At 72.7% G+C, this 11,872-nt stretch carries 11 protein-coding genes; 6 read left to right on the top strand and 5 right to left on the bottom strand.

Going from position 1 to position 11,872, the window contains the following annotated elements; genetic code table 11:
* Positions 1 to 1,512, top strand: a complete 1,512-nt coding sequence (locus tag AVL62_RS16015; RefSeq protein WP_058892660.1) for a cation acetate symporter — start codon at positions 1 to 3, stop codon at positions 1,510 to 1,512.
* Between the two features lie 36 nt (positions 1,513 to 1,548).
* On the opposite strand, the gene AVL62_RS16010 is transcribed toward AVL62_RS16015, so the two are convergent.
* Positions 1,549 to 2,352: a SurA N-terminal domain-containing protein gene (locus AVL62_RS16010; protein WP_058892659.1), complete on the bottom strand. Its 804-nt coding sequence runs from the start codon at positions 2,350 to 2,352 to the stop codon at positions 1,549 to 1,551.
* A 273-nt stretch (positions 2,353 to 2,625) separates the two neighbouring features.
* On the opposite strand from AVL62_RS16010, the gene acs reads away from it, so the two are divergent.
* Positions 2,626 to 4,599 carry an acetate--CoA ligase gene (acs, locus tag AVL62_RS16005; RefSeq protein ID WP_058892658.1) on the top strand — a complete coding sequence of 658 codons (1,974 nt, stop codon included), beginning with the start codon at positions 2,626 to 2,628 and terminating at the stop codon, positions 4,597 to 4,599.
* A 108-nt stretch (positions 4,600 to 4,707) separates the two neighbouring features.
* Here the strand turns inward: acs and AVL62_RS16000 are convergent, their stop codons facing one another.
* Complete coding sequence (locus tag AVL62_RS16000; RefSeq protein ID WP_058892657.1) at positions 4,708 to 5,202, bottom strand: RrF2 family transcriptional regulator; 495 nt, start codon at positions 5,200 to 5,202, stop codon at positions 4,708 to 4,710.
* A gap of 172 nt (positions 5,203 to 5,374) precedes the next feature.
* Here AVL62_RS16000 and AVL62_RS15995 point away from each other — a divergent pair, with 172 nt between their 5' ends.
* Positions 5,375 to 6,289 carry a sulfite exporter TauE/SafE family protein gene (locus AVL62_RS15995; protein ID WP_058892656.1) on the top strand — a complete coding sequence of 305 codons (915 nt, stop codon included), beginning with the start codon at positions 5,375 to 5,377 and terminating at the stop codon, positions 6,287 to 6,289.
* Here the strand turns inward: AVL62_RS15995 and AVL62_RS15990 are convergent.
* Both AVL62_RS15990 and AVL62_RS15985 read right to left on the bottom strand, forming a co-directional pair.
* Positions 6,231 to 6,662 carry a pyridoxamine 5'-phosphate oxidase family protein gene (locus AVL62_RS15990; protein WP_058892655.1) on the bottom strand — a complete coding sequence of 144 codons (432 nt, stop codon included), beginning with the start codon at positions 6,660 to 6,662 and terminating at the stop codon, positions 6,231 to 6,233. The two genes, AVL62_RS15995 and AVL62_RS15990, sit on opposite strands and share 59 nt — an antisense overlap.
* Positions 6,663 to 6,784: 122 nt before the next feature.
* Positions 6,785 to 8,053 (bottom strand): Nramp family divalent metal transporter, encoded by a 1,269-nt coding sequence (locus tag AVL62_RS15985; RefSeq protein WP_058892654.1) that lies wholly within the window; start codon positions 8,051 to 8,053, stop codon positions 6,785 to 6,787.
* Positions 8,054 to 8,131: 78 nt separating this feature from the next.
* On the opposite strand from AVL62_RS15985, the gene AVL62_RS15980 reads away from it, so the two are divergent.
* The 3 genes from AVL62_RS15980 (at position 8,132) to AVL62_RS15970 (ending at position 10,096) form a co-directional block, all read left to right on the top strand.
* The gene (locus tag AVL62_RS15980) at positions 8,132 to 9,010 is read left to right on the top strand and encodes an MOSC domain-containing protein (protein ID WP_058892653.1); all 879 of its coding nucleotides are present in this window, start codon (positions 8,132 to 8,134) and stop codon (positions 9,008 to 9,010) included.
* Entirely contained in the window at positions 9,007 to 9,417 is a 411-nt protein-coding gene (locus tag AVL62_RS15975) for a hypothetical protein (RefSeq protein WP_058892652.1), read from the top strand. The genes AVL62_RS15980 and AVL62_RS15975 overlap by 4 nt, the downstream gene beginning before the upstream one ends.
* 124 nt (positions 9,418 to 9,541) lie before the next feature.
* On the top strand, positions 9,542 to 10,096 hold the full coding sequence (locus AVL62_RS15970) for a DinB family protein (protein ID WP_058892651.1): 555 nt from the start codon (positions 9,542 to 9,544) through the stop codon (positions 10,094 to 10,096).
* A 138-nt stretch (positions 10,097 to 10,234) separates the two neighbouring features.
* On the opposite strand, the gene AVL62_RS15965 is transcribed toward AVL62_RS15970, so the two are convergent.
* Entirely contained in the window at positions 10,235 to 11,758 is a 1,524-nt protein-coding gene (locus tag AVL62_RS15965) for an HNH endonuclease signature motif containing protein (RefSeq protein ID WP_083519035.1), read from the bottom strand.
* Positions 11,759 to 11,872 lie beyond the last annotated feature (114 nt).

Below are 11,872 nucleotides of genomic sequence, written 5' to 3'. Positions count from 1 at the left end.
GTGGCCCCGAGCCCGGCCGGGGCGGCGGTGCTGCTCGTCTGCCTCGTCACCGTCGCGCTCAGCGCCTTCGGGCTGCGGCTGTCCCGGCGCACCAGCGACTTCTACGTCGCCGGGCGCGCCGTCTCACCGCAGCGCAACGCCGCCGCGATCGGGGGGGAGTACCTCTCGGCCGCCAGCTTCCTGGGGGTCGCCGGCCTCATCTACGACCAGGGGGTGGACGCGCTCTGGTACCCGGTCGGCTACACCGTCGGCTACCTCGTGCTGCTCGTGCTCGTCGCCGCCCCGCTGCGCCGGTCCGGGGCCTACACGCTGCCCGACTTCGCCGAGGCCCGCCTGGAGTCGCGCTCGGTCCGCCACCTGTGCTCGGTCCTCGTGGTCTTCATCGGGTGGCTCTACCTGCTGCCGCAGCTGCAGGGCGCCGGCTTCACCCTGCGGCTCGTCTCCGGCGCCCCGCTGTGGCTGGGGCCGGTGCTGGTCGTCGGGGTGGTCGTGCTCTCCGTGGCGGCCGGCGGGATGCGCTCGATCACGCTCGTGCAGGCGGTGCAGTACTGGATCAAGCTCTCCGCGCTCGCCATCCCCGCCGGGGTGCTGCTGGCCGTGTGGTGGGGGACGCAGGGGCCGGGGCTGGAGGTCACCGAGGCGTGGGTGCTGCCCGGCAGCGGCCCGCACACCGACGGCCACGGGCTCTACCGCACCCTCTCGCTCATGCTGGCGCTGGCGCTGGGGACGATGGGGCTGCCGCACGTGGTGGTCCGCTACTACACCAACCCGGACGGCACCGGCGCCCGGGCGACGACGGTGCGGGTGCTCGTGCTCCTCGGCCTGTTCTACGTCGTCACGGTGGTGTATGCCGTGCTCGGCCGGGCCTACCTGCCCACCCTGGGGCCGGGGGTGCGGGCGGACACGGTGGTCCTGCGGCTGCCGGCGGAGGTGCTGCCCGGGGTCGGCGGCGAGGTGCTCCTGGCCGCGCTGACCGGTGGTGCCTTCGCGGCCTTCCTCTCGACGTCCTCCGGCCTGGCGCTCGCGGTGACCGGGGTCCTCAACCAGGACGTCGTGCGGCCCCTGCTCGCCCGGGCGGTGCCCGGGGACCACTCCGAGGTGGCCGGCTTCCGGATCGCCGCGGTGGTGGCGGTGCTCGTGCCCTTCGCCGGGGTCGGCGTCTTCCCCGAGGTCCCGCTGGCGGCGTTCGTCACCCTGGCCTTCGTCATCGCCGCCTCGACGTTCTTCCCGCTGCTGGCGCTGGGGGTGTGGTGGCCGCGGCTGTCGGTGCAGGGCGCCACGGCCGGGCTGCTGACGGGTGCCGTCCTGGCCATCGGCGCGGTGGCGGTGACCGTGCTCGCCGGGGACCAGGGCGGCTGGGCCGACGCGCTGCTCGCCCAGCCGGCGGCGTGGATCGTGCCCCTGGTCGGGGTCGTCATGGTGGTGGTCTCGCTGCTCACCCCGCACGGGATCCCCCGGGGTGCGGCGCGCACGCTGGTGCGGCTGCACACCCCGGAGGACCTCATCGCGTGAGCCGGGGACCCTCCCGGCTCAGGGGTGCGCTGGTGCTCAGAGGTTGCTGGTGATCTCCGCGTCCTCGCGCAGCCCGGCCACCAGCTCGTCGGTGGCCGCGGCCTGCTCCTCGGACTGCAGCTGCTGGGCGAGCTGGTCCCGGACCTGGTCGAACTCGGGGATCTCCGGCTGCTGCGGGGCGGCTGTGCCCGCGGCGTCGTCCTCGCCGCCTCCGGCGTCCTCCTGCTGGGCGACGAGCTCGTCGTAGTAGGCGCGCAGCTCCTCCTCCGAGGGCTCCTCGACGGGCGCCTCCTGCTCGACGTAGGCCTGGATGGCGAGCTGGCTGGCCGCCTCCCGGCGCGCGGTCTCCTCGTCCATGCCCTGCTGCGCGAGCACCTCCAGGAACTGGTCGACCGACTCCAGGCCGTTGCCCGTGGCCAGCTCCTCGAGCAGGGTGTCGACCTCCTCGTCGGAGGGGTCCAGGCGCTCCTCCTCGGCGGCCTGACGCAGCAGCACGCTGTCGACGACGACCTCGAGGGTGTCCTGCTGCAGCTGCTCCTCGTCCAGCTCCTCGCCGCTCATCTGCGCCTGACCGGCCGCGCTGGCGAACTGGCTCTCGTAGTAGGTGACGAACTCCTCCTTCGTCACGTCCTGGCCGTTGACCGTGGCCACCGGGTCCGGGATCTGCTCCAGGTCGGGCTCGGGCATCGCGTCGGGCGCGGCCCGGTCGGGGGCGCTGCTGGCGGCGGCGTCGTCGGACCCGGCGGGGGAGCTGCTGCTCGCTGCGTCGGTGTCACCGGAGTCGTCGGAGCCGCCGCAGGCGGAGAGCCCCACCAGGCTCAGGGTCACGCTCAGGCTCACGGCTGCGAGCCTCCTCGTGGCGGACATGTTCCATCTCCCTCATCGGGTTCGGGTGGACAAGCCGGCGAACGTAGCACGCTCCCGTGGGCGATCCGCCCCGCCAGCTCCCAGACTCCGGTCAGGCTTCCAGCCTGCCACCCGCCCGGCGGTCCCGCTCGCCGCGCACCCGCGACCGCTCGGCGCAGGTCCTCGACCCCTGGTCGCCCCGGACCTGCGCGCGTCGGGGAGGGCACGGCATACTCGGCAGGACGACCCCGAGCGCAAGGAGAACCCATGTCCGACGAGGGACTGTCCAACCTGCTGCACGAGGAGCGCACCTTCGCGCCGAGTGAGGAGTTCGTCGCCCAGGCCAACGGCACGGCCGAGCTCTTCGAGCAGGCGGAGGCCGACCGGGAGGGCTTCTGGGCGCAGAAGGCGCGGGAGTACCTCGACTGGGAGACCGACTTCGACCAGGTCCTCGACTGGAGCGAGAGGCCGTTCGCGAAGTGGTTCCTGGGCGGGCGGCTCAACGCGTGCGTCAACGCGGTCGACCGGCACGTGGAGGCCGGCCACGGCGACCGCGTCGCGATCCACTGGGTGGGGGAGCCCGAGGACGACACGCGCGACATCACGTATGCCGAGCTGCACGAGCAGGTGCAGCGGGCCGCCAACGCGCTCACCGACCTGGGCGTCCGCGAGGGCGACGCCGTCATGATCTACCTGCCGATGGTCCCCGAGGCCGCGGTCGCCATGCTCGCCTGCGCCCGCATCGGCGCCCCGCACTCGGTCGTCTTCGGGGGCTTCTCCTCCGACGCGCTGCGCAGCCGCATCGCCGACGCCGGCAGCAAGGTCGTCATCACCGCCGACGGGGGCTACCGACGGGGCAAGCCCTCGGGGCTGAAGTCGGTCGTGGACGGCGCGCTGGAGGGTGGCGAGAACCCGGTCGAGAACGTGCTCGTCGTCCGGCGGACCGAGCAGGACGTCGAGTGGACCGAGGGTCGCGACACCTGGTGGCACGAGGCGCTGGAGGCGGCCGACGCCACCCACGAGGCGCAGGCCTTCGACGCCGAGCACCCGCTGTTCATCCTCTACACCTCGGGGACCACCGGGAAGCCCAAGGGCATCTTCCACGCGACCGGCGGCTACCTGCTGCAGACCGCGTACACCTCGCACGTCGTCCACGACATCCACCCCGAGTCCGACGTCTACTGGTGCACCGCCGACATCGGCTGGGTCACCGGCCACTCCTACATCGTCTACGGCCCGATGACCCTGGGTGCGACCCAGGTGATGTACGAGGGCACCCCGGACACCCCGCACCAGGGCCGCTTCTGGGAGATCGTCCAGGACAAGAAGGTGACGATCCTCTACACCGCCCCCACGGCGATCCGGACGTTCATGAAGTGGGGCAAGGAGATCCCGGAGAAGTTCGACCTCTCCAGCCTCAAGCTCCTCGGGTCGGTGGGTGAGCCCATCAACCCCGAGGCGTGGATGTGGTACCGCGAGGTCATCGGCGGCGGCCGGTGCCCCATCGTCGACACCTGGTGGCAGACCGAGACCGGCGCCATCATGATCAGCCCGATCCCGGGGGTCACCGAGACCCGCCCCGGCTCGGCGCAGCACCCCATCCCCGGCATCAACGCGGTCGTCGTCGACGACATGGGGCAGCCGGTCGAGAAGGGGTCCGGCGGCTACCTCGTCGTCACCGACCCCTGGCCCTCCATGCTGCGCGGCATCTGGGGCGACCCGGAGCGCTACCAGGAGACCTACTGGAGCCGGTTCGAGGACATGTACTTCGCCGGCGACGGCGCGAAGCTGGACGAGGACGGCAACATCTGGGTGCTCGGCCGTGTGGACGACGTTATGAACGTCTCCGGCCACCGCATGTCGACCGCGGAGATCGAGTCGGCCCTGGTCAGCCACCCCAAGGTCGCCGAGGCGGCGGTCGTGGGGGCGGCGGACGAGACGACCGGTCAGGCCATCTGCGCCTTCGTCATCCTGCGCGAGGAGGCCGTGGAGCAGGCCGACGAGGAGGGCGAGGGCCAGGACCTCGTCGCCGAGCTGCGCCAGCACGTCGCCAAGGAGATCGGTGCCATCGCCAAGCCGCGGCAGATCATGATCGTCGCGGAGCTGCCCAAGACGCGCTCGGGCAAGATCATGCGGCGCCTGCTCAAGGACGTCGCTGAGAACCGCGAGGTCGGCGATGTCACGACGCTGGCCGACTCCTCGGTCATGGACCTCATCACCCAGGGGATGAAGGAGGGCTGACCCTCCCGGCCGGGGACGCGCCGGTCGCCGACGGCTCAGGTACGCACGTGCGTACCTGAGCCGTCCTCGTCGGGGGTGTCGGCGGGACCGCCGGGCGCCGACGACGGCTCAGCGGCTCTCCCACGCGTCGGGCTGGCGGAGCAGCTCGGTGACCTCGGCGGGCCAGGCGCCGTGCCGCAGCTGGTCCAGGCTGGTCCCGTCGAGCACGGCGCGCAGCGCGGCCCGGGTGGCCACCCACAGCGCGGGCAGGTGCTGGGCCTCTCCGGGGTATGCCGTGTCGTGCGGCCGCAGGCCCCGCACCTCGGCCAGCGGCCCGTCGACGGCACGGATGACGTCGCCGACGGCGATCTCGGCGGCGGGGCGGGCCAGCAGGTAGCCGCCGCGTGCCCCCCGACGGGAGGCAACCAGGCCTGCTCGGCGGAGGTCGGCGACGATCGCCTCGAGGAACTTCACCGGCAGGTCCTGCGCCTGCGCGAGCCGGTCGACCGAGACGGGAGTGGCCTCCCGTGCCGCGGGCTCGTCCTGGCCGTCCTGCCCGCCCTGGCCGGCGGCGAGGGCGAGCATGGCCCGCACCGCGTAGTCCGAGCGTGCCGAGATGTCCACCGGCCCAGTGTCTCGCACCCGCCCGACCCACAGGCATACCCCGCTCTCCTGGCACCGCACGAGAGTGCGAGGGCGCCGCTTGACATTAATCCTAGTCGACCGACAGGATTAGCAGGATTAATCCGGCCGACCCCGGCCGGTCCCGTGGCTCTCACCCCTTCAGGAGGGGCTCATGCGTCAACTCATCCTGCTCGCGCTCGTCGGGCTCGCGGCCCAGCTGGTCGACGGCGGCCTCGGCATGGCCTACGGCGTGACGACCACCACGCTGCTGCTCATGCTCGGCACCAACCCGGCGGCAGCCTCGGCGACGGTCCACCTGGCCGAGATCGGGACGACGCTGGCCTCCGGCGCGTCGCACTGGAAGTTCGGCAACGTCGACTGGGCGGTCGTCTGGCGGGTGGGTGTGCCGGGTGCGGTGGGCGCCTTCCTCGGTGCCACCGTGCTCAGCTCGATCGACGCCGAGGTCGCCCGGCCGATCACCGCCACCATCCTGCTGGTCCTGGGGGTCTACCTGCTCGCCCGGTTCACCCGGGCCGGCATGCGGACCGACCGCATCGGCCAGCCGTTGCGGCACCGGTTCCTGGCCCCGCTCGGCCTGTTCGCGGGCTTCCTGGACGCGACCGGTGGCGGCGGGTGGGGTCCCGTGGGTACGCCCGCGCTGCTGGCGAGCGGCCGGATGGAGCCGCGGCGGGTCGTCGGCTCGATCAGCGCCTCGGAGTTCCTCGTCGCGCTGGCCGCCAGCCTGGGCTTCCTCGTGGGTCTGGGGCACCAGGGGATCAACGTCACGTGGGTGCTGGCGCTGCTCGCCGGGGGGATCGTCGCGGCGCCGATCGCCGCCTGGCTGGTGCGGGTCATCCCGCCGCGGCTGCTCGGGGTGGGGGTCGGCGGGCTCATCGTGCTCACCAACGCCCGGACGCTCCTGCGCGCTGAGCTCGTCGACGCCGGCGACGTGACCCGCTCCGTCGTGTATGCCGTGATCGTCGCGGTCTGGCTGGGTGCGCTGAGCTACGTCGTGGCGGCGCTGCGGGTCAGCCGTGCCGCCGCAGGTGCCGCCACGGACGGCTCAGAGCGAACCTCCGCCCGCTGACCTCGGTGATGGTGATGGCGACGACGTTGAACTTCTCGGTGCCGACCCAGGGCCGCAGCCGCAGGTTGTCGACCTCGCGGGCCTCCTGGCCCTCGAGGACCCCGGCCGTGCCGCGGGCGATGACGCTCCAGGCGGTCTCCGCGTCGTCGTCGACCTGGTCGATCTCGAAAGCGACGTCGGAGTCCATGACGACGCCCAGCAGCTTGGAGCCCTCGGCGGTCCGGAAGACGAGGCGGTCGCGGTCGACGGCGTAGTTCACCGGGGCGATGTGGACCTCGTCGGTGAGGTGGTAGGCCAGCCGGCCGAACTCGTGCGCGGCCAGGAGGTCCCAGCACTCCCGCTCGGAGAGGGTGGTCGTGGGCGAGTCGCTCATGGGCTGCTCCTGACGTCGACGGCGTGCAGCCATGCTACTACATCAGGTCGTACAGCGGTCCCTGTGCCGGCCGGGCGCAGGGCGTCGGCCGCCCACCCCCGCATACCACCGACGTCGTCGGCTCAGCCGCCGAACGCCCGCTCGAGCGCGCTCTGGACCTGGGTGACGGCCAGCCAGGCGAAGAGCAGCGCGCAGATGGCCATGAGGACGTTGACCACCGGCCCGTTGCGCCATTCCTGCGGGGTCCGGGACGTGTTGAGGATCCACAGGAGGGTGACGGCGAGGAAGGGCATGAAGAAGGCTCCGAGCACGCCGTAGGCCAGGATCAGCCACACCGGCTGGCCCAGGAACAGCATGATCATGGGCGGGAAGGTCAGCCAGAGGATGTAGGCGCGGTACCAGGTGCCGCCCAGCCGGGTGCTCGGGTGGTCCTTGGGGAGCTTCCGGGCGTGACCCACGAAGTCGGCGAACATCATCGAGACGCCGTTCCACACGCCCACCAGTGAGCTCATGGCGGCCGCCCAGAAGCCGACGAGGAAGACGGTCCCCGCCCATGCGCCGTACCGGTCCCGCAGGACCTCGGAAAGGTCCAGCAGACCCTCGTCCCCGGTCTCGACCGCGATGCCGGCGGAGTAGAGCAGCTCGGCTCCGACGATGAGCGTGGAGATGACGAAGATGCCGGTGACGGTGTAGGCGACGGTGTTGTCGAGGCGCATGACCCGCATGTGGCCGGGGGTGGTCCAGCCCTTCTCCCGGATCCAGTAGCCGTAGGCCGCGAGCGTGATGGTGCCGCCGACCCCGCCCGCGACGGACAGGACGTTGATGAGGCCCCCCTCGGGGATCCGCGGGACCAGGCCGGCGACGAGCTCGGGGATGTTGGGGAGGGTGAGCAGCGCGGCCAGGAACATCGTCACGAACATGACGCCCACCAGCGCCGCGCAGACCTTCTCGAAGAAGGCATACCGGCCGAACCACACGAGCGCCGCGCCGACGAGGCCGGACAGGACCCCCCAGCCGGTCACCGAGAGCCACGGGAAGAGGCTGTGCAGCGGCAGGCCGGTCCCCGCCATGGCGGCGGCGCCGTAGACGAAGCCCCAGATGACGATGTAGGGAGCGAAGTACCAGCTCGTCCACCGGCCGAGCGTCGCCCAGCCCTCGTAGATCGTGTTGCCCGTCGCGAGGGAGTACCGGCCGGCGCCCTCGACGAGGACCACCTTGAGCAGGCAGCCGACGACGACCGCCCAGAGCAGGGCGTAGCCGAAGCGTTGCCCCGCGATGACGGTGGCGACGAGGTCGGCGGCGCCCACGCCGGTGGCGGCGACGATGAGGCCCGGGCCGACGAGGCTCCAACCCTCCCGCGAGCTCTTGGTGGTCTGCGACGGCGATGTCATGGGTCCTGTCTACACGAGGCGGGGGGCGGGACCGTGGCGTTCCCGCGCGGGGTCGGGGGTGTCGTGACACGCTGAGGTATGCGCGTGAGCGAGCTGTGGAGGTATCCCGTCAAGTCCTTCGGCGGGGAGTCGGTGGGCGAGTCCGTGGTCGAGCCGTGGGGGCTGGAGGGGGACCGGCGCTGGGGTGTCGTGGGGCCGGACGGCTTCCCGGTGACCGCCCGCGAGTGCCACGAGCTGCTGGGGCTGACCGCGACGACCGTGGACGAGGAGACCATCCGGATCACCGCGCGGGACGGCGACTCCATCCTCGTGGAGACCCCGCTCGGGGTGCCCCCGGTCCCGGTCGGTCACTCGCGGCAGGGGTTCGCGCCGCCGGCCGACCAGGACGTCAGCGAGTGGGTCAGCGACAGGGCGGGGCGAGGGCTGCGCCTGGTGTGGCAGGAGGACCCGACCGTGCGCCGGATCTCCGGTGCGCACGGTGGCCAGGAGGGGGAGTCGGTGTCGCTCGCCGACACCGGGCCGCTGCTGCTGACGACGGAGGCTTCGCTGGCTCGGCTCGGCGACTGGATCCTCGAGGGCGGTGGCGAGCCGGTACCGATGAGCCGGTTCCGTCCCAACCTCGTCGTCGACGGTCCGGGCGTCGAGCCCTTCGTCGAGGACACCTGGGAGTTCGTCACGGTCGGCCAGGTCCGCTACCGCCGCACCGAGCTGTGCGACCGCTGCGTCATGACGCAGATCGACACGCAGACGCTGGAGACGGGCAAGGAGCCGATCCGCACCCTCGCTCGGCACCGCAGGTGGGACGGCACCACCTGGTTCGGCATCCGCCTGGTGCCCGTGGGACTGACCGGCGGACGGGGGACCGTCGCCGTGGGGGACGAGCTCGTGCCGGAGAGGGCGGAGACGACTGAGACGACGCGGGCGGCGGGGGAGGCGGGGGCGGCGGACAGCCGATGAGGTCAGGAGTCGTCTGGGCGACGTGGGGCTACGCGACCCTGGTGGTGCTCGGTGTCCTGTGGGTGCTCGTGGACGACTATCCCGCGTCCCGCGCCACGGCCTCCGGACTGGTCGGGGGAGCGTCCGTCGCGCTCGTGGTGACGGCACTGGCGCCTCGGCACCCCCTTGGATGGGCCCCGGCGCTGTTCGCCTTCGCGACCGTCGCGTTGGGTGTGCATCTCGTCGGCTCACGGCTGGCCGAGCTGGAGCAGCCGGGGTCGACCCTCGGCGGGTCGGGCACCGACCTGATCCTGCTGCTGCTTCTGGTGGCCTGGCCGGTGGGCTTCGTGCTGACCGTCGCGCTGCTGCTCAGGAGGCCTTCTGAGGGGGTCGAACGAGACGGACCACCGAGCCCTCTCCACGGCTGACCTGGCCCACACCCTGCTCGGAGGAGCAGGGTGCAGGAGAAGTGGTGTCGAGCGCCGTCATCACAGGCGCGGTCACCCCTCCACCCCTGGTCATCAGGCCCCGGGGAGTCCTAGATTGCCTCCCATGGCATCGCACACCGAGCGGAGCGACCTCATCTCCGCGCTCGACCGGCACCGAGGCTTCCTGCTGCAGACCAGCGAGGGGCTGACGGAGGAGCAGGCCCGGACGGCGAGCACGGTCAGCGCGCTCAGCATCGCCTCGATCCTCAAGCACGTCGCGGACACCGAGGCGGAGTGGATGCAGTTCGCCCTGCGCGGGGCCGAGGCGTTCGGGGCCTCGTACGACCAGGACGTCGACTGGGACGCGGTCGACGCCGTCGCGGCGGAGGGCGGTGAGGACTGGGGCGAGTGGGAGGACCACCGCTTCGACCTGACCGACGACGAGACGCTGCCCGTCCTGCGGCAGCGGGTCCTCGACGTGGGACGGGAGACGGCGCGCCTTGTGCAGGAGGCGGACCTGGACCTGTCGCACCCGCTCCCGGCCGCGCCGTGGTTCGAGGAGGGTGTCTCGTGGTCCGTGCGCCGCGTGGCCCTGCACCTGATCGCCGAGATCTCGCAGCATGCCGGGCACGCCGACATCATCCGGGAGTCGATCGACGGGCAGCGCACCATGGGGTGAGAGGGCCAGCGCCGGGCTGGCGACGGGCAGCGCACCATGGGGTGAGAGGGCCAGCGCCGGCTGGCGGAGGAGCATGGGACCTGTCGTCGGACACGCCCGTGCCGCCGATCCGCTCGGGTCGGCTGCGGGGCGGGGTGGTCAGACGTGCCAGGTGACGGTGCCGCCGCTGATGGTGGCGGTGAGGTCGTGCTGGTGCACGTGGGTGTGGTGCCGTCCGCACAGCAGGGTCATCCGGTCCACGTCGGTCTGGCCGCCTCGGGCCCAGTGGTCGACGTGGTGGCTGTCGCACCACTGCGGGAGCGCGCTGCACCCCGGGAAGGAGCAGCCTCCGTCCCGCACGACCAGGGCCTTCCACTGCGCGGGGGTGGCATAGCGGGCGCCGCGGCCGAGCGCGAGCGGAGCGCCGTCGGCGGACAGCCACACCGGCGTCACGTCGGCACCGCACGCGATCTCGACGGCCTGCCGGGGCGGCACGTAGTCACCGGTGGCCGTCGTGGCCGGACCGAAGGGCACCCCGCGGGCGGGGTCGAAGGGGATGACCAGCAGGACCGTGGCCCGTGCCGTCGAGGGCGGTGCCCCCGGGTTGCCGATGCCTCGTCCGATGGTGGTGGCCAGCGCGTCGAAGCGTCGCTGGGCGGGGGTGCGGACGTCGGGCTCGACGACCTCGCCCCGGTCGTCCTTGACGGGTGCCGGCGCGGCCAGCGCCGAGGTCAGCACCCCGTTGATCGTGGCGGCGACGCCGTCGGGGGCGTCGACCGTGAAGCGGGTCAGCCCCGGGCCGACCCGACGCGCGGTGACCGACCGCAGCTCGTGCGCGGCCCGCTCACGCTCCCCCGGCCTCGCCTCGTGCAGCAGGTCCTCGACGAGCTGGTGGCAGACCCGGGCCAGGTCCTTGTCCGGCAGGTCCCGGCGCGCCGCGGCCCGGGTGGCGATCTCGGCATAGGCCTCCCGCTGGTCGACGTCCAGGCACCCTTCCAGCCGCCTCATCGTCCGCGCGACCAGCGCCGCCCGGTGCACCGGCACGGTCCCGCCGGCGACCGCGTCACCGATCTGCGCCGTGACCGGTGAGTCGCACGCCCTCACCACATCGGTGACCTGCGCGGCCTCCTGCGTGCTCAGCCAGGGGCAGCGCACCCGCAACCAGTCCGTCAACGACAGCGCGACCTCCCGGTGCAGGCCCCGGGCGGCGGCCTCCCTCGCCAGCCTGAACCCCACCGCCCCCAGCTGCGTGTGCAACCGCCCGACCGACTCGATCGCCTCCACCAGGGCGTCGTCCAGGACGGTGACGGCCTCCTCGGGCGTCAGGGCCGCCCGCCCCAACGCGGACCGCGCCTCGACCAGACCACCGTGCAGCTCCCGCGCCGGCAGGTCCCGACCCCGCCCGTCCAGCGCGTCGTAGACCTCCGCCATGAACGCGGCGTACGCCTCCGCACCCAGACCGTCGATCTCGTCCTCGGGGTCCCACCCACCGGCGTCCTCGGTGTCCTCGCCCTCGTCGCCGTGACGCCACCCAGCGCCGCCTGCGGCATGGTCGGTGGTGTGGTCCCGCGACAGCGACTCCCACGTCGGCGCACCCACCCATTCTGGCGGGGCCGCCGCGGCGATCGACCCGGCCGACCACGCGTCGAGCCGCCGCTCCTGCACTCCCCCGAGCTCTTCCATGAACCCACCCAACCAGCGACCACCGACATACCTGCTGACCTGCGGCGATCCGCCTCCAGGGCCACCTCGGCCAGCCGGCCCGCCTGCTCACAGACCCGAGCGCCGTGCCCACCG

The sequence above is a fragment of the Serinicoccus chungangensis genome, assembly GCF_001483745.1.
Lineage (GTDB): Bacteria > Actinomycetota > Actinomycetes > Actinomycetales > Dermatophilaceae > Ornithinicoccus > Ornithinicoccus chungangensis_A.
Note: the sequence above shows the minus strand (reverse complement) of the source record. Positions and strands in the feature narration are given on the sequence as shown.

What these genes read in the sequence shown, in the direction of transcription:
- AVL62_RS15985 (WP_058892654.1), bottom strand. Translation starts at nt 8,053, where the DNA reads ATGACATCGCCGTCGCAGACCACCAAGAGCTCGCGGGAGGGTTGGAGC.
- AVL62_RS15995 (WP_058892656.1), top strand. Translation starts at nt 5,375, where the DNA reads ATGCGTCAACTCATCCTGCTCGCGCTCGTCGGGCTCGCGGCCCAGCTG.
- AVL62_RS15975 (WP_058892652.1), top strand. Translation starts at nt 9,007, where the DNA reads ATGAGGTCAGGAGTCGTCTGGGCGACGTGGGGCTACGCGACCCTGGTG.
- AVL62_RS15990 (WP_058892655.1), bottom strand. Translation starts at nt 6,662, where the DNA reads ATGAGCGACTCGCCCACGACCACCCTCTCCGAGCGGGAGTGCTGGGAC.
- AVL62_RS15965 (WP_083519035.1), bottom strand. Translation starts at nt 11,758, where the DNA reads ATGGAAGAGCTCGGGGGAGTGCAGGAGCGGCGGCTCGACGCGTGGTCG.
- AVL62_RS15970 (WP_058892651.1), top strand. Translation starts at nt 9,542, where the DNA reads ATGGCATCGCACACCGAGCGGAGCGACCTCATCTCCGCGCTCGACCGG.
- acs (WP_058892658.1), top strand. Translation starts at nt 2,626, where the DNA reads ATGTCCGACGAGGGACTGTCCAACCTGCTGCACGAGGAGCGCACCTTC.
- AVL62_RS15980 (WP_058892653.1), top strand. Translation starts at nt 8,132, where the DNA reads ATGCGCGTGAGCGAGCTGTGGAGGTATCCCGTCAAGTCCTTCGGCGGG.